Below are 20,201 nucleotides of genomic sequence, written 5' to 3' on the forward strand. Positions count from 1 at the left end.
TGCGAAATCCGTTGCCTCGGGCAAGTCACGCCACGGACGATGACTCCTTGTGACCTCTGCCCCTCCCCCGGCCCCTTCCGGCCTGCGCGCCCTCCTGCCCGACCTGGCCCCCTGGCGGGCCTCGCCCGACTTCCGGCGCCTGTGGGTTTCGGGGCTGATCACGAACTTCGGGAGCTTCCTGACCTTCGTGGCGCTCCCGGTGCAGATCAAGGAGGAGACCGGGTCGGCGGCGGCCGTGGGCGCGATCGGCGCGGTGGAGCTGGTCCCGCTGATCGTCTTCGGCCTCTACGGCGGTGCGCTCGCCGACGCCCTGGACAAGCGCAGGCTGATCCTGTGGACGGAGGCGGGGCTCGGCGTCTGCTGCGCGGTGCTGCTGGGCAACGCGCTGCTGCCGGACCCCGCGATCTGGCCGCTGTACGTGGTGGCCGCGGTCAGCTCCGCGCTGGTGTCGGTGCAGCGGCCCGCCCTGGACTCGCTGATCCCCCGGATCGTGCGCCACGAGCACCTGCCCGCCGCCGCCTCCCTGAACGCCCTGCGCTGGCAGGTGGGCGGTATCGCGGGACCCGCGCTGGCGGGCGTGGTGGTGGCGTTCGCGGGGCTCGGCTGGGCGTACGCCGTGGACCTGGCGACCTTCGCCGTCTCCGTCGTCCTGGTCCTCGGCCTCTCCCGGGCGCCCGCCTCCCACGAGGCCGCCCGGCCGTCCCTGCGCGCCATCGCCGAGGGCGCGGCCTACGCCTGGCGCCGCAAGGAACTGCTGGGCACCTACACCATCGACCTCGCGGCGATGTTCCTCGCGATGCCGCTCGCCGTACTGCCGTTCCTCGCCGACGAGTTGGACGCCGAGTGGGCGCTGGGCCTGATGTACGCGGCGATCCCGGCGGGCGCGCTGCTCGTCAGCCTGACCAGCGGCTGGACGTCGCGGGTGCACCGGCACGGGCGGATGGTCGTGATCGCCGCCGCGCTGTGGGGCCTGTCGATAGCCGCGGCGGGCACGGTGCACGACATCTGGCTGGTGCTCCTCTTCCTCACCCTGGCGGGCTGCTGCGACATGGTCAGCGGCGTCTTCCGCAGCGCCATGTGGAACCAGACCATTCCCGACGAACTACGTGGCCGCCTCGCCGGGATCGAGCTGCTGTCCTACTCCGTGGGCCCGCAGCTCGGCCAGGTCCGCGCGGGCGGCATGGCGGCCTGGGCCGGAGTCCGCACGTCCGTGTGGTCGGGCGGCCTCCTGTGCGCGGCGGCGGTCGGCCTCCTGGCGTTCTGCCTGCCGAAGCTGATGACGTACGACGCCCGGACGAACGAGCACGCGGTACGGCTGCGGGAACAGCGGGAGGCGGCACAGGCGTCGGCCTGACCGACCGCCGCGCCCGCGCCGGGCGCTCTCCGAGCGGGAGGTAGGGCCGCCTGGCCAGCACGCCCCTGCCCGGGAGCCCGCTCAGTCGTCGCCGGAGGCCGCGCCAGCGCGGGGCGTTTCCCACCGGGCGCCACTGACCGAGCGGCACGCCACCGCCCGAACGGCACGCCACCGCCCGAGCGGCACGCCACCGTCCGAGCGGCTCCATCAGTCGCCGCCGGGGGCCGCGGCTGCGGCGTGCCCGGCGCGCGGGGCGCCCCCTCAGTCGTCGTCGGACGCCGCCGACGCGTCATGCCACCGCGGGTCGTTCTCCCACTGCAGGTTGCGTTCCCGTGCGGTCTGCATCGCGTGTTCGGCCTCTTTGCGGCTGGGGTACGGGCCGAAGCGGTCCTTGGCCGGGCACTCCGGGCCCTCCTCCACCTTCTGGTGCTCCAGGCAGTAGTACCACTCGCCCGGTTTTCCGACCGTGCGCTTCTTGAACAGGGCCATGACCGGCTCCTTTCGCCAGGGACATGGTCTCGTATGCCCGCTGGTTAGACTCGCTGGCATGTCTGGCCAGTCGCTGCTCGTACCAGGGGAGCTGTCTCCCACCCGTTCCGTACCCGGAAACATCCGCCGTCCCGAGTACGTGGGCAAGCCCGCACCCACCCCCTACACCGGCCCGGAGGTGCAGACCCCGGAGACCGTGGAGGCGATGCGGCGGGCGGGGCGGATCGCCGCGCGGGCGATGGCGGAGGCGGCGAAGCTGATCGCGCCCGGTGTGACGACGGACGAACTCGACAAGGTGGCGCACGAGTACATGTGCGACCACGGCGCCTACCCCTCCACGCTCGGCTACCGCGGCTTCCCCAAGTCCCTGTGCACCAGCGTCAACGAGGTCATCTGCCACGGCATCCCGGACTCCACGGTGCTGCGCGACGGGGACATCGTCAACCTCGACGTGACGGCGTACATCGGCGGCGTGCACGGCGACAACAACGCCACCTATCTCGTCGGCGAGGTGGACGAGGAGAGCCGTCTGCTGGTCGAGCGCACCCGGGAGGCCCTCACCCGCGCGATCAAGGCGGTCAGGCCCGGCCGCCAGGTCAACGTCATCGGCCGGGTCATCGAGTCGTACGCCAAGCGCTTCGGCTACGGCGTGGTCCGGGACTTCACCGGCCACGGCATCAACTCGTCGTTCCACTCGGGCCTGATCATCCCGCACTACGACAGCCCGCACGCGACGACCGTGATGCGGACCGGGATGACCTTCACCATCGAGCCGATGCTCACCCTGGGCACCCATGAGTACGACATGTGGGACGACGGCTGGACGGTGGTCACCAAGGACCGCAAGCGGACGGCCCAGTTCGAGCACACGCTCGTGGTCACCGAAACGGGCGCGGAGATCCTCACGCTCCCCTAGGTTCAAGGCCCGCCCTGCCGGGGCGGGCCTTTTCTTGTACTCTTTTACCGACAGACTGTCGGCAAACCTGTTGACTTAGGTAAGCCTAACCTTAGAGGATGGGCGCATGGACTCCTTCTCGACAGTCATCCGCACCGCGACCCACGAGGCCCACGTCGAGGCGGAGACCTCGACGTTCATGAGCGATCTGCTCGGCGGCAGGCTGGGCGTGGCGGCGTACGCGCGCTACACCGAACAGCTCTGGTTCGTGTACGAGGCCCTGGAGGCCGACGCCGCACGGCTGGCGTCGGACCCGGTGGCGGGCCCCTTCATCCAGCCGGAGCTGCTGCGGCTGGGGTCACTCGCCCGGGACCTGGAACACCTGCGCGGCCCTGACTGGCGCGACACCCTGTCCCCGCTGCCCGCGACGACGGCCTACGCGGCCCGGGTGCGCGAGTGCGCCGAGCGGTGGCCGGGGGGATACATCGCCCACCACTACACCCGCTACCTCGGCGACCTCTCCGGCGGCCAGATCATCCGCGACAAGGCGGAGAAGACCTGGGGCTTCGCGCGCAAGGGCGACGGCGTCCGCTTCTACGTCTTCGACGAGGTCGCCAACCCGGCCGCCTTCAAGCGCGCCTACCGCCGCCTCCTGGACACCGTCACCGCCGACGAACTGGAGAAGCAGCGCATCGTGAGCGAGTGCAAGAAGGCGTTCGCGCTCAACTCGGCGGTCTTCCGGTCACTGGGCGAGGAGTTCCCCCTGTCGGCCTAACGCACCTTGTCGGCGGCACGCACCTTGTCGGCCTGACGCACCTTGTCGGCGTCACCCACCTTGTCGGCCTCACGCACCTTGTGGGCGTCGAGCAAAAGGTTCCCGCAACGCAAAAGGTCCCCCTCGCGCACCTCGCGCGAGAGGGACCGCGAGCCCGCTCAGTAGTGGCCGTCGCAGCGCGCGCCGCCCCACTCCACCTCGGCGGTCTCCATCTCGATCTCACCGTGGTACGGGCTGCACGCGTGCCCGCTGTTGAACGGGTAACGCTGACCCTCGTCGTCACCGGCGGAGGCCGTGGCCGCGCCGGTGGCGGTCAGGGCGGCGGTCAGGGCGGCGGCGGCCAGAACAGAACGAATACGCATGGGACACCTCTCGTGGTGCGGGTCGGTCACGCCCAGAGGTCCCCTTTCACCACCGACCGCACACGCGGTTCCACCCATACGGACGCCGCTCAGCGCTCCAACCGGACCCGCCCGCCGATCTCGGTCCAGCCGTACGGCTGCGGCGCGGTCAGGATCTGCGACCCCAGCCCCTGGGTGATGTTGAGCGCCCGCCCCAGCCGGTCCGTGAGCAGCAGCGCCGCCGCTCCGGTCGCCTCGTCCTCGTCCACGCCGTCGCCCCGCCCGGGAAAGGCGCGGGCGCGGACCCGTCCCGCCGCCTCGTCCTCCCAGGCCCAGGCGTAGACCCACTCCCCGGCGGGCGGCACCGGCAGCTCCTCCACCTCACGGGCGGTCGGGTACTGCCGCAGCGTGCGCGGCGGAACCCACTCCGCCCGCGCCTCGATCCAGCTGAACTCCCCGTCCAGCCTGGCCCCCACCACCCCGGCCGGGGTGACCAGCTCGGGCACGTCGAGCAGCCAGGCCGTCCCGACGCACGGGTGACCGGCGAAGGGCAGCCGCACGCTGGGCGTCCAGATGTCGACGACGCCGCGCTCCGGGTCGTCGACGAACACCGTCTCGCTGAAGCCCAGCTTCGCCGCCAACGCCTGCCGCTCGTCCGCCTGCGGGACGCGGGACCCCTCCCGGACGACACCGAGTTCATTGCCGTATCCGCCGTTCGGCGCACAGAACACGCGCAGCACGTCATAGTCAGTCACGTCGGCATTCAAGCATCACGGACGGGCCCCTTCCGCCGTGTGACGAAAGGGACCGGGCCGGAGCGCTGGAGGCTACGCCTCGGTACGCCGTCGGCGCACCGCCAGCACCACACCCACACCGCCCACGACGGCCACCGCGGCGGCGGTGCTCAGACCGGCCACCGGGACGCCCGCGCCGGTGGCGGCGAGGCCGCCGGTGACACCGCGGGTGGTGGAGCCGGTGACGCCACCGGTCCCGCCGGTGGTGCCGGTCCCGCCGGTGGTGCCGGTCCCACCGGACGTGCCCGCGGAACCGCCGTCCCCGCCCCCGCCCGGCAGCGAGGCGTCCTCGGTCAGCGCCACCGCCAGGTCGACCGGGTCGAGCGCGGTACCGGCCGGGTAGAAGCCGCCGAACGCCTCCGCGCCCGCGGCCGTCAGCTCGGCGGTGACGTCGTCCAGGGCGACCACGTCGTCCTTGGCGGTGAGGTCCTCGGCATCGGCGGACAGTTCGGCGAGGACCACGTCCCGCGACTTCTCGCCCAGGCTGGTGACATCGGCGGTGAGTTCGCCGCCGTCGCCGTCGACGGTGACCTCGAGGCCGCTGAGGGTCAGGTCGAGCCCGTAGTCGTCGCCCTCCTTGTGGCCCTTGAAGTTCACGGCGCCCTCGAAGGCGGCGGCCAGGACGTCGCCGTCATAGGTGCCGGTGGCGTCGGCGAAGGTGAACACGCCGTTGTCGGTGGCCTGCGACGCCCCCCGACACGGTGATCCCGCCCTGCGCCACACCGTCCACGACATAGGTACGGAAGGACTGCTTCACACCCCAGGTGAGCGTGCCGCCGACGATGTCACCCTCGGCGGGAGCCTCGGTGGAGGGGCTCGTGGACACGCTCGTGGAAGGGGTGGCCGACGGGCTCGCGGTGGTGGAGGGCGACGGCGGCTCCGGCTTGGTCTCCGTCGCGCTCGGTGAAGGCGTCACCGACGGCGACGGCGACCCGGTCTCCGACTCCGTCGCGCTCGGCGTGGGCGACGGCGACCGCTTCTGCACCACGCTCAGCGGATCCCCCGCCGCCCCCGCGTAACTCGCGCTGCCGAAGACGCCCGCGGCCTCCTCGGTGAGCGTGGTGGCCATGTCGGTCATCGCACGCGTCACCGTGACGTCGGCCAGCGGCACGTCCTGGGTGGTGGTCCCGCCCTTGGTGACATCGGCGGTGATCTCGGCGGCACCGCTGTCGAACCGTACGTCGGACAGGGTGATCTCGAAGCCGTGCGCCGTGGACTCGATGTGCAGACCGCCCTCGAAGGCGAGGGAGACGGCGTGCGTGGTGGAGTCGTAGCCGCCCCTGCCGTCGACGAAGGTGAACGGGCCGTTCCCCGCGGCCTGCGAGGCCCCGCCCCCGGGGGTGAAGGTACCGGCGGCGTAGGTGGCCACGTAGGTGCGGTACGACTGCTTGATGCCCCAGGTCAGCTCGTAGCCGGAGAGCGGGACTCCGGCGGCCGAGGCGGTGCTGGCGCCGAGGGTGCCGAGCGCGGTGGCGCCCAGCGCGGTGGCGGTGGCCACGGCGGCGGCGAGGGCGGTGGTACGGCGACGGGATCTGGCGGGCATGGTCGGGTCTCTCCTCGGTCGTCAGGGAAGGTCAGTCGTCTTCGGGGGTGGGGGCCTCGGCGGTGCTGCGGCGCCTGTGCAGGGCGTACGCGGCCACCGCGGCCACCAGCAGCGCCGCCAGTCCCACGAGGGGCAGCGACAGCCCGTCGTCGTCACCGGTGCTGGCGACGGGCCCGGTGGCGGGGGGCGTCGAGGGCGACGCGCTCGGCTCCGGGGTGGTGGCGGAGCTGCCCAGGTCGGGCAGCGGGGGCAGGTCCGCGTCCCCGGTGAGGGCGACGGCGAGCGACACGGGGTCCATCGCCGTCCCGGCCCGGTACATCCCGCCGAAGGCCCGCGCGCCCTTGCCGGTGAGCTGGGCGGGCGCCTCGGTCACGGAGACGAGCCCGTCCCTCGCCTTCAGTCCCTCGGCGGCGAAGGTGACCAGCGCGACCCTCTTGCCGCTGAACTCCGCACCGGCCACGTCGGCGTAGAGGGTGCCCTCGCCGTCGGCGACGGTGACGCGGACCCGGCTCAGCCTCAGGTCGAGGCCGTGTTCGCCGGTGAACCGCACGGCGCCCACGAAGGCGGCGTCGAGATCGCCGCCCCGGAACGTCCCCTCCCCGTCCGGGAAGCGGAACAGCGCGCCGCCGTCCTCGGCGCCGTCGGAGAGGGTCCACTTCCCCCGCGCGATGTCACCGGTGACGTACTCGCGGAAGGTGCGGCGCACGCCCCAGTCGACGGCGCCGTCCCGGAGGGCGCTGCCCGAAGCGGGCTTGTTCGTGGCCGACTTGGACGGGGTGGGCGAGGCGCTGGTCGGCGCGGGTGCCGTGGTGGGCGCCGACCGGATGTCCGCCGAGAGGCTCACCGGGTCCAGTGCGGTCCCGGCGGTGTAGTAACCCGCGAAGGACCGGGCGCCCTGGGCGGTGAGGGTGGCGGGGAGGTTGTTCAGGACGACGGAGGTGCCGCCGCCCTGCATGTCGATGCCGCCCAGCGAGAGCGTGGCGAAGGGCACTTGGCTGGACGTGGTGACCTGTCCGCTGCCGCGGGCCTTGCTGACGATGTCGACGTACAGGGTCCCGCCGCTCCCGGCGATACGGACGCCGGGGTTGCTGAGGGTCAGGTCGAGCTGGTGGGTGCCGTCGCTCTCCCGGTGCCCCAGGAAGCGCACCCCGCCGGAGAACGCGGCGGTGAACGCGCCGCTGTCGGCGTCGTAGGTGCCGCGTGCCGAGTGGAAGCGGAACTGGTTCTGGCCGACGGTGGCGGCGCCGCCCGTGAGGGAGTAGCTCCCGTTCGCGACGGGCCCGGTGACATAGCTCTGGAAGGAGGACTTGATGCCCCAGTCCAGCCGCCCGCCCTGCACGGGACCGCTGGCGGCCCGCGCGGTGCCCGCCGGGAGCAGGGCTCCGAGTACGGCGAGACAGAGCGCGGCCAGCAGGCCGTACCGGCGTGGTGGCGGGGGTGGGGACATGAGGGACCTCCAGGGCCTCCGGCAGGACGTGCGGAACCAGCCGCCGACCCGACGGGCCCCAGCTAGCAAGGTAAGGCTAACCTAAGCTGCAGCGGGGGATTCCGGAAGGTCCGGATCACGCCCGCCACGGAGAGGACGGGACGACGGTGCGAGGCAAGCCCAGACGACCGGTCGGCGCCCTGGTGGCGGTCCTGGCCCTGACGACCACGGCCGCGTGCGGGGACGGCGGCGGAAGCGACGGCACCGCGCCACCGGCCCGGGTCGCCAACCGGGTCGAGCCCCTGGAGAACCCCCCGGCCCCCGACCTCCCCGTCACCGTCACCTCCGCGGACGGCAAGCAGGTGACCATTCGTCAGGCCGACCGCGTGGTCCCTCTCTCGGGCAGCCTCAACGAGATCGTCTTCAGCCTCGGGCTCGGCGAGCGCGTCGTCGCCCGTGACGTCTCCGCCACCTTCGAGCAGGCGCAGAAGCTGCCGCTGGTCACGCGCGGCCACGACGTCTCCGCCGAGAGCGTGCTCTCCCTGCGGCCGGACCTCGTCCTCGCCGAGGAGACGACCGGCCCCGCGGAGGCGGTCCGGCAGATCCGGGACGCCGGGGTCCCGGTCCTGGTCGTCGCCCCCGCCGAGGGCCTGGACGACGTGGGCCCCCGCATCGGGACCGTGGCCGACGCCCTGGGCGTACCGTCCGCCGGTCGCGAACTGGCCGACCGCTCCACGGCACGCGTCACCGCCGTACGCGCCACGGTCCCCGCCCGCGACCCCAGACCGCGCGTCGCCTTCCTCTACCTGCGCGGCTCCGCCTCCGTCTACCTCATCGGCGGCAGCAACTCCGGCGCCACCTCGCTCATCGAGGCGGCCGGGGCGGTGGACGCGGGCGTCGAGTCGGGGCTGACGAAGGACTTCACCGCCCTCACCAGCGAGGCCCTGGTGAAGGCCGCGCCCGACGCGATCCTGGTGATGAGCAAGGGCCTGGAGTCGGTCGGCGGCGTCGACGGCCTGGAGGAGATCCCCGGTGTCGCCCAGACCCCGGCGGGCATGGACCGCAGGGTGGTGTCCGTGGAGGACGGGGTGCTCCTCAACTACGGGCCGCGCACCGACCAGGTGCTGGAGTCGGTCGTCGAGCAGCTCTACGCGACGGACGGTGGCGCGTGACCGTCCTCGGCAAGGCTCCGACGCGGGACGCCGCCGAGCGCCCGACGCCGCCGCCCCGCGGACGCCGTGGCGCGGCCTGGCCGCTGACGGCGGGGCTGGTCGCCGCGCTGCTCGCGCTGGTCCCGGTGGCCGGGGGCATCGGCGCGTACCCGATCCCCGCCGGTGATGTCATCGGCTCCGTGCTGCACCGGGCCCACCTCGGTGGCGCCGAGCTGGACCGGGTGGCCGAGTCGGTGCTGTGGAACGTCCGCTTCCCGCGCATCGTGCTCGCCGTGCTCATCGGGGCGTCCCTGGGCTGTGCGGGCGCGCTGATGCAGGGCGTGTTCGGCAACCCGCTCGCCGAGCCCGGCACGATCGGCGTCTCCCTGGGCGCGGCGGTCGGCGCGGTCGCCGCGATCGCGCTGGGCCTTGACTTCCTGGGCAACTGGACGCTTCCCGCGATGGCGTTCGTGACCGGGCTCGGCACCGTGCTGCTGGTCTACTCGACGTCACGGGCGGGCGGCCGTACGGAGGTCGTGACGCTGATCCTGACCGGGATCGCGGTGAACGCGTTCGCCGGGGCGCTGGTCGGGCTGTTCGTCTTCCTCGCGGACACCGCCGCGGTGAACCAGATCGCGTTCTGGCAGCTCGGCTCCCTCGCCCAGGCCACCTGGCCGAAGGTGCTCGCCGTCCTGCCGTGCGCGGCGCTCGGTCTGGGCCTGGCCCCGCTGTACGCGCGCCGCCTGGACCTGCTCGCGCTGGGCGACCGGTCCGCGCGGCACCTGGGCGTGGACGTGGAGCGGCTGCGCCTCGTGCTGATCCTGGTCGTGGCGCTGCTGACGGCGGCGGCGGTCAGCGTCTCCGGGGTGATCGGCTTCGTCGGTCTCGTCGTGCCGCATCTGCTGCGGATGGCGGCGGGCCCCGGCCACCGCTTCCTGGTGCCCGGCAGCGCGCTGGGCGGTGCGGTGGTGCTGCTCGGCGCCGACCTCGCGGCGCGTACCCTCGCCGCGCCCGCCGAGTTGCCGCTCGGGGTGCTGACGGCGCTGGTGGGCAGCCCGTTCTTCTTCTGGCTGCTGCGGCGCACCCGCCGCAGGCAAGGGGGCTGGGCCTGATGCCGCTGTTCCGCACCCGCCGCCCCGTGCCGCCGCCCGCGCCGACCCCGGGCGACGTCCTGGCCGAGGCGGCAGGCCTGTCCGTCCGGCTGGGCGACCGCACCGTGCTGGACGGCGTCGACGTCACCGCCCGCGCGGGCGAGGTGCTGGCGCTGGTCGGCCCCAACGGCGCCGGAAAGTCGACCCTGTTGAGCGCGCTGGCCGCCGACGTGCGGCCCGCCGCCGGGGTCGTCCGCCTGCACGGCCGCCCGGCGGACGACTGGTCCGCGCCCGAACTCGCCCTGCGCCGGGCCGTGTTGCCGCAGGCGGCGGTGCTGTCCTTCCCGTTCACGGTCGAGGAGGTCGTCCGGATGGGCCGGGCGCCCTGGGCCGGGACGCAGGCGGAGGAGCAGGACGACACGGCGGTGGCCCAGGCGATGGCGGCGACCGAGGTGACCGCCTTCGCCCTACGGCCGTTCTCCGCGCTCAGCGGCGGTGAGCGCGCCCGGGTCGCGCTCGCCCGGGTGCTCGCCCAGCGCGCCCCGCTGCTGCTGCTCGACGAGCCGACCGCCGCGCTGGACCTCAGACACCAGGAACTGGTGCTGCGGTTGTGCCGGGAGCGGGCGCGCGCCGGGGACGCGGTCGTGGTCGTCCTGCACGACCTCGGACTCGCGGCGGCCCACGCGCACCGGGCCGCGATCCTGCACGCGGGGCGCGTGGCGGCGGACGGTGCGCCCGCCGAGGTGTTCTCCGACGGCCTGCTGTCACGGGTCTACGACCAGCCGGTGGAGGTGCTGCCGCACCCGCGCACGGGCGCGGTCCTGGTGACCCCGCGCCGGGACCCCTGACCGCTGGCACGCGCCGCTTCCCGCCCCGGTAGGGTTTCGCCTCCGGGAAGGGGAAGGTGAAGGAGCCCGATGAGCCCGATGAGCAGGGAACGCAGGCGTGGCCGCAATGCGCTCATAGCGGCCTCGGTGACCGCTTTGTCGTTGACGGCGAGCGGTTGCGTGGTGGTGCACGGGGAGCGCGAGGTGCTCCCCGCGACGACCAAGGCGGAAGCGGCCAAGGCGCTACGGCAGTTCACGGCCGCGTACAACGACGCCGACGAGGCCTACGACAGCACCCTCGACGCCGACTACGTCACCGGGCCCCTCGCCGACATCGACAAGGCCCGGCTGACGGCCGGTCGCGCCAACAACCCGGGCGGCAACCCGTCGCACACCCCGCTGGAGCTGACGGACGCCAAGTTCACCATCCCGAAGAAGGCGGGCTGGCCGCGCTGGTTCCTCGCCGACGCGCGGGGCAACAAGGGCGGTACGGCGCGCTGGCTGCTGGTGTTCGTACGGGACTCGCTCGACGAGCCGTGGCAGGCGTCGTATCTGACGCTGGTCGCGCCCGGCAAGGTGCCGGAGTTCAAGACGGACCGGGACGGCTGGGCCGAGCCGGTGCCCGTCGGCTCCGCCGGACTGGCCGTGCGCCCGGCCGACCTGAGCAAGGAGTACACGTCCTACCTGGGCGACGGCGGCGACACCTTCGAGCCCGGCACCCACACCACCGCATGGCGTGAGCTGCGCGAGAAGAACGCCACCAAGCCGGGTCTGGCAACGCAGTACATCGACGAGCCGCTGGCCAACGGCGACTACGCCCCGCTGGCGCTGCGCACCAAGGACGGCGGGGCGCTGGTCTTCTTCGCCACCCGCCACTTCGAGCGCCAGACCGCCGCACCGGGCACCGAGGTCCCCGTCCCGAACGACAGCGTGCTGGCCCTGACCAAGGGCGAGATCAAGCAGTCCCTGACGATGGAGTTCATGTCGAACGAGGTCGCCCTCGACCCGAAGCAGGGCACGGGCGCGGACGGGGTGACGGTGCTGGGGCGGATCCAGGGCCTTACGTCGGCGCAGGGGGAGTAGCGGTCCCGTCGTCTCAGCGGCGCAGCGGCCAGGCGCCGCTCGGATGGTCGGTGTCCTGGGCGACGTGGCGGGCGCAGGCGTCGGTGAGGGTTTCCAGGAGGGTGAGCGGGTCGGGGAGGGCGTGTTCCGGGCCGCGCACCCAGTGGACGTCGAGGCCGTCGCCGGGGAGCCGGGACGGGGGGACGAGGACGTAGGAGCCTCGGCAGTGCCAGCGCAGGCCGGGGTGTTCGTCCATGGTCTCGGGGTGGCAGTCCAGCTCGCAGGGCCACCACTCGTCCTCGTCCTCGGGGGTGCCGCGGGTGAGGGTGAAGAAGAGCATGCGGCCGTCGCCGGTCTCGGCGACCGGGCCGACCTCGATCCCGTCGGCGAGCAGCCGGGCCAGCGCCTCGTGCCCGGCCTCCAGGGGGACGTCCAGGACGTCGTGCACCATGCCGGTCGCGGTGATGAAGTTGGCCTGCGGCTGGTGCCGGGCCCAGCGCTCGATCTGGGCGCGGTCGGTGGTGGACTGCGTCTGCCAGGCGAACGACACCGGGTGCCGGGCGGGGGTGGGACAGCCGACGCGGTCGCAGGAGCACCGGTAGCCGGGGGCGGGGTGCGCGGCGGGCGCCAGCGGCAGTCCCGCGGCGGCGGCGGCGAGCAGCAGGGCCTCACGGCCGGTGTCGTCGGCGGCGGCCTCCTTGGGGCGGCGTCCGCGCAGCCACTGGGAGAGTTTGCCCTGCCGGCCGGTGCGACCGCCGTACTCCGCGCTCATCTATCCCCTCGCCTCGCCGTTGTGCGGACAGCATGCCCTATCGTCCCACCATCCTGCGCCCTGGGGGGCCGCCGTTCCCACCCGTAGACGGCGAGACGGCGGGACGAGAGATGTCCCACACCGCGCTCAGCGGGGCGCCAGGCCGCCGAGGGCGTAGTCGACGAGGGTGTCCGTGTACGCGTACGAGATCGGTCCGGTGTGCTGGAGCCAGCGCTGGGCGAGCGGGGAGACGAAGAGTTCCAGGGCGATCCGGGGGTCCACGTCGGGGCGTACCTGGCCCGCGTCCTGGGCGGCGCGCAGGCGGCGCACGTACAGCTGGAGCTGCGGTTCGAGGAGCTTGGCGACGAACTCGCGGCCGAGCTGTTCGTTGACGACGCCCTCGGCGGCGAGGGCTCGGGACGGGGTCTCGAACTTGGGGTCGAGCAGTTCGTCGACGGTGGCGCGCAGGACGGCCTTGAGGTCGGCGGCGAGATCGCCGGTGTCCGGGATGGCGTACGCGGCGTCGGGGTCGGCGTCTGGGTCGGCGGCCTGTTCGGCCGCCTGTTCGCTGAGGTCGAGGAACGCCTCCAGCAGGACGTCCCCCTTCGACGGCCACCAGCGGTAGATGGTCTGCTTGCCGACTCCGGCGCGGGCGGCGATGCCCTCGATGGTCGTCTTGGCGTAGCCGACCTCGCCGACCAGGGCGAGCGCGGCGTCGTAGATGGCGCGCCGGGACTTCTCACTGCGGCGGGTGGCGTCGGGGCGGCCGGGCTTGGCGGGAGCGGGTTGGTGGGCCATGGCCTCGAATTTATCAGGTTGACAAGACGGTGCGTCTCGCCGCACCCTGAGGGAGTGCTACGCGAGACGATACGTCTCGTTCTCGACCATCTTCGAAGGGAGCCTCACCATGGCCCGAGGCGGATCCGGAAACATGCTGGGCGTCGGCGGCACCCGGCGGAACCTCGGCCGCAAGGCCCTGCGGGGCGGCGGCCGGAGCGGCAAGGTCGGCGGGGGTGTGGACCCCGCCGCCCAGAAACGGGAGCTGCTGCGCAGGCTCCAGGAGAGGAACAGCGCGGAGAAACGGGACTGACCGCGGCTCACGCCGGAGGCCAGGCGTCTCCCCAGTCGGCGTCACGGGCGGCCTTGTAGAGCGGCCCGTGGCGCTTGGTCACGGTCGTGCGGCCCAGGGCGGGCTCGTGTTCGCACAGGTCCAGCAGCACCTGGCCCTTGCGGATCTGCGGCTTGCGGACGACGCGGGAGGCGGCCGGGACGGGCGGGAAGCGGGTGGCGGCTACGTAGGAGAACTTCTCGTCCTCGTACGCGAGGGAGCCGCCCTTGACCTGCCGGTGCAGGGAGGACCGGCTGACCCGGGCCGCGAAGTGGCACCAGTCGGTGCCGGGGACGATCGGGCAGGCCGCGCCGTGCGGGCAGGGCGCGGCGATGTGGAACCCGGCGGCGAGCAGGCGGTCACGGGCCTCGATCACGCGGGTGTAGCCGTCGGGGGTGCCGGGTTCGACGATGACGACGGCCTGTGCGGCGCGGGCGGCGGCGTCGACGACGGCGGTGCGGTCGGGGGCGGTCAGCTCGTTGAGGACGTAGGAGACCGTGATGAGATCAGTGCTCTCGATGGTGAGCGCCGCTCCGATCCGAGAGCGCTGCCACTGCACGTCCCGCAGGTCCGGCTGGGCGGCGGCGATCTCCCGCCCGAGGGCGAGCGCGGGCTCGGCCCAGTCGAGCACCGTCACCGGCCGCGCCCCCGGCCACACCGCACCGGCCGCCCAGACCGCGGCGCCGGTCCCGCCGCCGACGTCCACCTGACGGCCCGGCGCCCACTCGGGCACGGCCGCCGCGAACTCCGCCAGCGCCGACCGCACCGCCGCGAAGGTCGCGGGCATCCGGTACGCCGCGTACGCCACCACGTCCGCCCGGTCCCGCAGGATCGGCGCGTCGGTGGGGGTCCGCCCCCGGTAACTGGCGATCAGCCGCTCCACGGCCTGCCCGGCCTGTCGCGGCGGCAGCCCGTCGAGCAGCCCGGCGAGCGAGTCACGCAGGGCGTCGGCCACGGGCACGGGGAGGGGGACGTTCACCCGGCGATTCTCTCAGGTCCCCGGCGGCGCCGATCCCCCCGCCGCCCGCACCGCCCGGGCCACCCGCGTCCCCGCCGCCGCCCTCGGGCGGCTGTCCGGGGGACGGCGTCTGGGGTGGACGGCGTTGGTGAGCAGGATCAGGAAGGTGTCGGTCGCCGGGTCCAGGACCAGGGACGTGCCGGTGAAGCCCGTGTGGCCCGCCGCGCCGCGGCCCGCCAGCTCGCCCATGAACCAGGGCTGGTCCAGGGCGAAGCCCAGCCCGGGCGGGGCGAGGAGGAGTTCCACGAAGTCGGGGCCGAGGATGCGCGCGGGCCCGTACGCGCCGCCCGCGAGGAGGGCGCGGCAGAAGACGGCCAGGTCCCGGCCGGTGGAGAACAGCCCGGCGTGACCCGCGACGCCGCCGAGCGCCCAGGCGTTCTCGTCGTGGACGACCCCCCGCAGCATCCCCCGGTCCGCCTTGGCCCACGGGCGCCGCTGGTCCTCGGTGGCGGCGGCGCCGGGGCAGGGGCCGAAGCGGGTGGCCGTCATGCCGAGGGGGCGGGTGACGCCGTCGCGCAGCAGGACGTCCAGCGGGCGGCCGGTGACGCGTTCGAGGACGTACTGCAGGAGGAGCGGGTTCAGGTCGGAGTAGCAGTAGGTGCCGGGCTCGGTGACCGGGGCCTCGGCGCGCAGCAGGGCGAGTCGGCCCGCCTGGTCGGGGCAGTCGTACAGGGGCAGTTCGGGGCGTAGGCCCGAGGTGTGGGTGAGGAGTTGGCGGACGGTGATGCCGTGCCGGGCGGCGGCGCGGAACTCCGGCAGGTAGGCGCCGACGCGCGCGTCTATGCCGAGCGTGCCCCGCTCGATCTGCTGCACCGCGGCGACGGCCGTGAACAGCTTGGTGAGGGAGGCCAGGTCGAAGGGCGTGTCGACGGTCATCGGCACCCGCTCCCCCGGCGGCAGTTCGACGCCCCGGTCCGTCACCGGGTCGTGGGCGGCGTACCGCACGGCCCAGCCCGCCGCCTCCTGCACGGCGAGCACCGGGCCGCGCCCGGCGACCACGACGGCACCCGCCGCCCAGGGGTGCTCACCGGTGGTGAGGCGCTGGACCTCACGGACCAGGCGGCGCAGTTCCGTGGGGTCGAGTCCGGCCCGTTGCGGGGTGCCGGTGCGCAGTCTCGGCGCGCTCAGCTCTCTGCTCCCTCCAGGCTCGGGCGGGCCCGCCACGGACGGCACATGCCGACGAAGAAGGCCACGCCCACCAGTGTGGCGGTCAGCTGGACGACGGCCATCGGTACGGCGGTGTGTTCCCCGGCGATTCCGACCAGCGGCGAGACGATCGCGCCGATGAGGAAGCCGGACGTGCCGAGCAGCGCGGACGCGGACCCGGCGGCGTGCCGTACCCGCAGCAGCGCCATCGTCTGGGTGTTGGGCAGGGTGATGCCCATCGCGGACATCAGCACGAACAGCGCGGCGGCGACCGGCACCAGGCCGACCTCGCCGAAGACGCCCAGCGTCATCAGCAGCAGCGCCACGGCGGCCAGCACGATGATGACCAGGCCGACGCCGAGCACCCGGTCCAGGCTGACCCGGCCGACCAGCACCCGGCCGTTGAGCTGTCCGGCGGCGACCAGGCCGATGGAGTTGAGGCCGAACAGCAGGCTGAAGGTCTGCGGGGAGGCGCCGTAGATCTCCTGGACGACGAAGGGGGAGGCGGCGACGTAGGCGAACAGGGCGGCGAAGGTGAAGGCGCCGGAGAGCATGTAGCCGGTGAAGGGCAGGTCGGCGAGGAGGCCGCGGATGGCGCGCAGGGTCTCGCCGATGCCGCCGGAGTGGCGCTCGGCGGCGGGCAGGGTCTCCGGCAGCCGGAACCAGACCACGGCCGAGAGCAGCGCCCCGACCACGGTCAGCACGACGAACACGCCCCGCCAGTCGGTCACCCGCAGGACCTGTCCGCCGATGAGCGGCGCGATGATCGGGGCGACCCCGGAGATCAGCATCAGGGTGGAGAAGAAGCGGGCCATGGCCATGCCGTCGTAGAGGTCACGGGCGACGGCGCGGGCGATGACGATCCCGGCGGCGCCCGCGAGCCCCTGCACCAGCCGGAAGGCGACCAGGGTCTCCACGGTGGGGGCGAAGGCGCACAGGGCGGTGGCGAGGACGTACACCGCGAGGCCGATGAGCAGCGGGCGGCGGCGGCCCCACCTGTCGCTCATCGGGCCGACCACGAGCTGCCCGAGCGCCATTCCGGCGAGGCAGGTGGTGAGGGTGAGCTGGACGGTGGCGGCGGGGGCGTGCAGGGAGCTGGTGACCTCCGGCAGGGCGGGGAGGTACATGTCCATGGCCAGCGGGGGTGTGGCGGTCAGGCCGCCGAGGACCAGGGTGACGAGGAGGGAGGCGTGGCGGGGGGAGCGGGTGGCGGCCGGGTCCGCCTTCGGGGGGCGCCCGCGCGGGGCCGGTGCGCTGACCGCCGGTGCGCTGACCGCCGGTGCGTCCGCCCGCTTGGGCTCCCCTGCGGCCCTCCCCGCGAACTCCCTTGACGCGCCCGACATTTCCGATATTTCTGATACGTCCGGTATCGATGCCCCTGGCTCGGGCATGTGCCCCTCCCTCTGCGAGTGATCCGCGACCTATGCTCTCAGCTCGTACAGGTGGTCGGAGCCGGGTCGACCGTGCGAACGTCGGCGGCCGGACCGGGAGCGAGGGAGCAGGGCGGGCGGATGACGGACACAGCGGGCAAGGTGCGGTGGGGAGTTCTGGCGACCGGTGGGATCGCCGCCGCGTTCACGGCGGATCTGGTGGATCTGCCGGACGCCGAGGTGGTGGCGGTGGCCTCGCGGTCGCAGGCGTCGGCGGACGCGTTCGCGGAGCGCTTCGGGATCGACCGGGCGTACGGCGACTGGGCGGCGCTGGCGGCCGACGCGGAGGTGGACGTGGTGTACGTCGCCACCCCGCACTCGGCGCACCGGGTGGCGGCCGGGATGTGCCTGGAGGGCGGGCGCGCGGTGCTGTGCGAGAAGCCGTTCACGCTGAACGTGCGGGAGGCCGAGGAACTGGTCGCGCTGGCGCGCGGGCGCGGGGTCTTCCTGATGGAGGCCATGTGGATGTACTGCAATCCGCAGGTGCGGCGGCTGAAGGCGCTGGTCGAGGACGGCGCGGTCGGTGAAGTGCGCACGGTGCAGGCGGACTTCGGCCTGGAGGGGCCGTTCCCGCCCGCGCACCGGCTGCGGGACCCCGCGCAGGGCGGTGGCGCGCTGCTCGACCTCGGTGTGTATCCGGTGTCGTTCGCGCAGTTGCTGCTGGGTGAGCCGTCGGACATCGCGGCGCGAGCGGTGCTCTCGGATGAGGGCGTTGATCTCCAGACGGGTGCGGTGCTCTCGTGGGAGAGCGGTGCTCTCGCTTCGGTGCACTGCTCCATCGTGGGCGGTACGGCCGGGATGGCGTCGATCACCGGTTCCCGGGGCCGCATCGACATCCCCGACGGCTTCTTCCACCCCGAGACCTTCGTCCTGCACCGGGACGGCCGCGACCCGGAGGTCTTCGCGGCCGACCCGGCGGACGGACCCCGCAACAGCTACAGGCACCAGGCCCGCGAGGTGACGCGGGCGCTGCGCGCGGGCGAGACGGAGTCGCCCCTCGTCCCCCTCGACGGCACCCTCGCCGTGATGCGGACGCTGGACGCGATACGGGAGCGGGTGGGCGTGCGCTACCCGGGCGAGAACGAGGGCGAGGACAGGGGCGAGCCCGTGGCGGTCGCCACGCCCGCCTGAGCCGTCAGGCGGGCTTGAGCCGTCAGGCGGGCTAGAGCCGTCAGGCGGGCTGAGCCGTCAGGCGGGCCTGAGCCCTTGGTCGCCGACCTCGGTGACGAAGGAGGCGGCGGTGGTCAGCGGCGCGTCCGGCGTGGTGACGTACGGGACGGTCCTGAAGTCGGCGCGCGCCGCCTGACGGCCGAGGGTCACCGTGACGTACCCGCGCTGCCCGTTGTAGAAGCGCAGGTGCGGGTTGGCGGCCATGAGGGTGGCCCAGTTGGCGGGCTGGGCCGAGCCGTTGCCGCCGCTGCTGACCGAGGTGGCGACGATCTCCGTGCCCAGGGTCCTGGAACCCTCGTCGGCGAAGTCCCGCTTGATGTCGAAGCCGTAGTGCACATGCACGTCACCGGTGAGGACCATCAGGTTCTCGATCCCGGCCGCCTCCGCCCCGGCGAGCACGCGCTCACGGGAGGCCGGGTAGCCGTCCCAGGCGTCCATCGAGACCCGGGACGGCAGCTCGGTGGAGTTGTACCGCCGCGAGAAGGTGACCTGCTGCGGTACGACGTTCCACAGCGCCCCGGACCTGTGCCACCCGTCGATCAGCCAGCGCTCCTGGGCGTCGCCGGTCATGGTGCGCGAGGGGTCCTCGGAGTCCGGGCCGGGGAACTGCCAGCCGTCCCCGTAGGCCTGGTTGGAGCGGTACTGGCGGGTGTCGAGGACGTCGAACTGGGCGAGCCGCCCCCAGTGCAGCCGCCGGTAGAGCCGGAGGTCGGGTCCTTCGGGGAGCTGCGGGCGGCGCAGCGGCATGTTCTCCCAGTAGGCCCGGTAGGCGGCGGCGCGGCGCAGCAGGAACTCCTCCGGCGGGACGCTGTTCTCCGGGGTGTCGTCGGCGTAGTTGTTCTCGGTCTCGTGGTCGTCCCAGGTGACGACGAAGGGGTGCGCGGCATGCGCGGCGGCGAGGTCGGCGTCCGTCTTGTAGAGGGCGTACCGCAGCCGGTAGTCCTCCAGCGTCACGGTCTCGCGGTTGAAGACGTCGGGCAGCGTGCCGGTGGCGTAACCACGGGCGCCCGCCGCCGAGTTGACGGCGTACTCGTACAGGTAGTCACCGAGGTGGAAGACGACGTCCACGTCCTCCCGCGCGAGATGCCGGTACGGCGTCCAGTACCCCTGGTCGTAGCGCTGGCAGGAGACCACGCCGAAGGTCAGCCCGGTGACCTTGGCGCCGGTGCCGGGGGCGGTGCGGGTGCGTCCGGCCGGGCTGATCCAGCCGCCGGTGCGGAAGCGGTAGTGGTAGACGCGGTTCTCGGCGAGGCCGTCGACCTGGGCGTGGACGGTGTGGTGGAACTCCGGGTGGGCGGTGGTGGTGCCGCGTCTGACGATCCGGCGGAAGTCCTCGTCGAGGGCGACCTCCCAGGCGACCGGGACGCGCCGGGCGGGCAGTCCGCCGTCGGGCTGGAAGGGGGCGGGGGCGAGCCGGGTCCACAGCAGCACGGAGCCGGGCAGCGGGTCGCCGGAGGCGACGCCCAGGGTGAACGGGTCGTCGGCGATGCGGGCGGGGTCCAGCTCGGCGGCGGCGGCGGTGCCCGCGCCGGGCAGGTTCACCGTGAAGGCGAGGGCCGCGGCGGCGCCGGTGAGGGTGAGGAAGCGGCGGCGGCCGAGGTGGCGGGCGGCGGCACGGAGTTCGTGGTCGTGCCTGAGCGGTGACTGACGGGGTGTCATCGGGTCCTCCCTGCGGAAGTGGACGCAGGGGGCATTCGAGTGGCCGGGAACGACCTCCGTTTGCCGCGGACATGACCATCCCATTGCGGAACGATGAGTTCCGCAGCGCTGCTCCACCCGTACGCTGCGGACTCATGAACTCGACGCAAAGCACCCCCGACGCCCCGCGTG

At 73.5% G+C, this 20,201-nt stretch carries 21 protein-coding genes; 9 read left to right on the forward strand and 12 right to left on the reverse strand.

Going from position 1 to position 20,201, the window contains the following annotated elements; genetic code table 11:
- Positions 1-49 precede the first annotated feature (49 nt).
- Entirely contained in the window at positions 50-1,354 is a 1,305-nt protein-coding gene (locus tag ACFVQG_RS17475; RefSeq protein ID WP_383383149.1) for an MFS transporter, read from the forward strand.
- Positions 1,355-1,615: 261 nt separating this feature from the next.
- On the opposite strand, the gene ACFVQG_RS17480 is transcribed toward ACFVQG_RS17475, so the two are convergent.
- On the reverse strand, positions 1,616-1,843 hold the full coding sequence (locus tag ACFVQG_RS17480; protein ID WP_383383152.1) for a hypothetical protein: 228 nt from the start codon (positions 1,841-1,843) through the stop codon (positions 1,616-1,618).
- 58 nt (positions 1,844-1,901) lie between these two features.
- On the opposite strand from ACFVQG_RS17480, the gene map reads away from it, so the two are divergent.
- Positions 1,902-2,759, forward strand: a complete 858-nt coding sequence (map, locus tag ACFVQG_RS17485; protein ID WP_383383155.1) for a type I methionyl aminopeptidase — start codon at positions 1,902-1,904, stop codon at positions 2,757-2,759.
- A 106-nt stretch (positions 2,760-2,865) separates the two neighbouring features.
- The gene (locus tag ACFVQG_RS17490) at positions 2,866-3,513 is read left to right on the forward strand and encodes a heme oxygenase (biliverdin-producing) (protein ID WP_383383158.1); all 648 of its coding nucleotides are present in this window, start codon (positions 2,866-2,868) and stop codon (positions 3,511-3,513) included.
- Between the two features lie 158 nt (positions 3,514-3,671).
- Here ACFVQG_RS17490 and ACFVQG_RS17495 read toward each other — a convergent pair whose 3' ends face one another.
- From ACFVQG_RS17495 to ACFVQG_RS17515, 5 genes are all read right to left on the reverse strand, one after another.
- Positions 3,672-3,875, reverse strand: coding sequence for a hypothetical protein (locus ACFVQG_RS17495; protein WP_383383161.1), 204 nt, complete (start codon positions 3,873-3,875; stop codon positions 3,672-3,674).
- Positions 3,876-3,964: 89 nt separating this feature from the next.
- A complete protein-coding gene (locus tag ACFVQG_RS17500; RefSeq protein ID WP_383383164.1) occupies positions 3,965-4,609 on the reverse strand; it encodes a PhzF family phenazine biosynthesis protein in 645 nt (214 codons plus the stop codon).
- A 72-nt stretch (positions 4,610-4,681) separates the two neighbouring features.
- Positions 4,682-5,314, reverse strand: a complete 633-nt coding sequence (locus tag ACFVQG_RS17505; protein ID WP_383383166.1) for an HtaA domain-containing protein — start codon at positions 5,312-5,314, stop codon at positions 4,682-4,684.
- Positions 5,280-6,191 (reverse strand): HtaA domain-containing protein, encoded by a 912-nt coding sequence (locus tag ACFVQG_RS17510; protein WP_383383169.1) that lies wholly within the window; start codon positions 6,189-6,191, stop codon positions 5,280-5,282. Before ACFVQG_RS17510 ends, ACFVQG_RS17505 begins: the two co-directional genes overlap by 35 nt.
- A 31-nt stretch (positions 6,192-6,222) precedes the next feature.
- Positions 6,223-7,638 carry an HtaA domain-containing protein gene (locus ACFVQG_RS17515; RefSeq protein WP_383383172.1) on the reverse strand — a complete coding sequence of 472 codons (1,416 nt, stop codon included), beginning with the start codon at positions 7,636-7,638 and terminating at the stop codon, positions 6,223-6,225.
- 146 nt (positions 7,639-7,784) lie between these two features.
- Between ACFVQG_RS17515 and ACFVQG_RS17520 the strand changes: the two genes are divergently transcribed.
- From ACFVQG_RS17520 to ACFVQG_RS17535, 4 genes are all read left to right on the forward strand, one after another.
- Positions 7,785-8,789, forward strand: coding sequence for a hemin ABC transporter substrate-binding protein (locus ACFVQG_RS17520; protein WP_383383174.1), 1,005 nt, complete (start codon positions 7,785-7,787; stop codon positions 8,787-8,789).
- Entirely contained in the window at positions 8,786-9,880 is a 1,095-nt protein-coding gene (locus tag ACFVQG_RS17525; RefSeq protein WP_383383177.1) for a FecCD family ABC transporter permease, read from the forward strand. Before ACFVQG_RS17520 ends, ACFVQG_RS17525 begins: the two co-directional genes overlap by 4 nt.
- A complete protein-coding gene (locus tag ACFVQG_RS17530; RefSeq protein WP_383383180.1) occupies positions 9,880-10,707 on the forward strand; it encodes a heme ABC transporter ATP-binding protein in 828 nt (275 codons plus the stop codon). The genes ACFVQG_RS17525 and ACFVQG_RS17530 overlap by 1 nt, the downstream gene beginning before the upstream one ends.
- A 78-nt stretch (positions 10,708-10,785) precedes the next feature.
- Entirely contained in the window at positions 10,786-11,769 is a 984-nt protein-coding gene (locus ACFVQG_RS17535) for a hypothetical protein (RefSeq protein ID WP_383383843.1), read from the forward strand.
- 13 nt (positions 11,770-11,782) lie between these two features.
- On the opposite strand, the gene ACFVQG_RS17540 is transcribed toward ACFVQG_RS17535, so the two are convergent.
- The gene (locus tag ACFVQG_RS17540; RefSeq protein WP_383383183.1) at positions 11,783-12,520 is read right to left on the reverse strand and encodes a bifunctional DNA primase/polymerase; all 738 of its coding nucleotides are present in this window, start codon (positions 12,518-12,520) and stop codon (positions 11,783-11,785) included.
- A 126-nt stretch (positions 12,521-12,646) separates the two neighbouring features.
- Complete coding sequence (locus ACFVQG_RS17545; RefSeq protein ID WP_383383186.1) at positions 12,647-13,297, reverse strand: TetR/AcrR family transcriptional regulator; 651 nt, start codon at positions 13,295-13,297, stop codon at positions 12,647-12,649.
- 109 nt (positions 13,298-13,406) lie between these two features.
- Between ACFVQG_RS17545 and ACFVQG_RS17550 the strand changes: the two genes are divergently transcribed.
- Positions 13,407-13,589 (forward strand): DUF6243 family protein, encoded by a 183-nt coding sequence (locus tag ACFVQG_RS17550; protein ID WP_383383189.1) that lies wholly within the window; start codon positions 13,407-13,409, stop codon positions 13,587-13,589.
- Positions 13,590-13,596: 7 nt separating this feature from the next.
- Here the strand turns inward: ACFVQG_RS17550 and ACFVQG_RS17555 are convergent, their stop codons facing one another.
- From ACFVQG_RS17555 to ACFVQG_RS17565, 3 genes are read right to left on the reverse strand one after another with little or no spacing between them, the layout of a single operon-like run.
- Positions 13,597-14,586, reverse strand: coding sequence for a small ribosomal subunit Rsm22 family protein (locus tag ACFVQG_RS17555; RefSeq protein WP_383383192.1), 990 nt, complete (start codon positions 14,584-14,586; stop codon positions 13,597-13,599).
- Positions 14,587-14,598: 12 nt separating this feature from the next.
- Complete coding sequence (locus ACFVQG_RS17560) at positions 14,599-15,789, reverse strand: serine hydrolase domain-containing protein (RefSeq protein WP_383383195.1); 1,191 nt, start codon at positions 15,787-15,789, stop codon at positions 14,599-14,601.
- Positions 15,750-17,114 carry a multidrug effflux MFS transporter gene (locus ACFVQG_RS17565; RefSeq protein ID WP_383383198.1) on the reverse strand — a complete coding sequence of 455 codons (1,365 nt, stop codon included), beginning with the start codon at positions 17,112-17,114 and terminating at the stop codon, positions 15,750-15,752. The genes ACFVQG_RS17560 and ACFVQG_RS17565 overlap by 40 nt, the downstream gene beginning before the upstream one ends.
- Before the next feature lie 168 nt (positions 17,115-17,282).
- Here ACFVQG_RS17565 and ACFVQG_RS17570 point away from each other — a divergent pair, with 168 nt between their 5' ends.
- On the forward strand, positions 17,283-18,332 hold the full coding sequence (locus ACFVQG_RS17570) for a Gfo/Idh/MocA family protein (RefSeq protein WP_383383201.1): 1,050 nt from the start codon (positions 17,283-17,285) through the stop codon (positions 18,330-18,332).
- Positions 18,333-18,389: 57 nt separating this feature from the next.
- Here the strand turns inward: ACFVQG_RS17570 and ACFVQG_RS17575 are convergent, their stop codons facing one another.
- A complete protein-coding gene (locus ACFVQG_RS17575) occupies positions 18,390-20,030 on the reverse strand; it encodes an alkaline phosphatase D family protein (RefSeq protein ID WP_383383204.1) in 1,641 nt (546 codons plus the stop codon).
- Positions 20,031-20,201 lie beyond the last annotated feature (171 nt).

Origin of the sequence: Streptomyces sp. NPDC057877 (assembly GCF_042796855.1) — a bacterium.
In the GTDB taxonomy this organism is placed as follows: domain Bacteria; phylum Actinomycetota; class Actinomycetes; order Streptomycetales; family Streptomycetaceae; genus Streptomyces.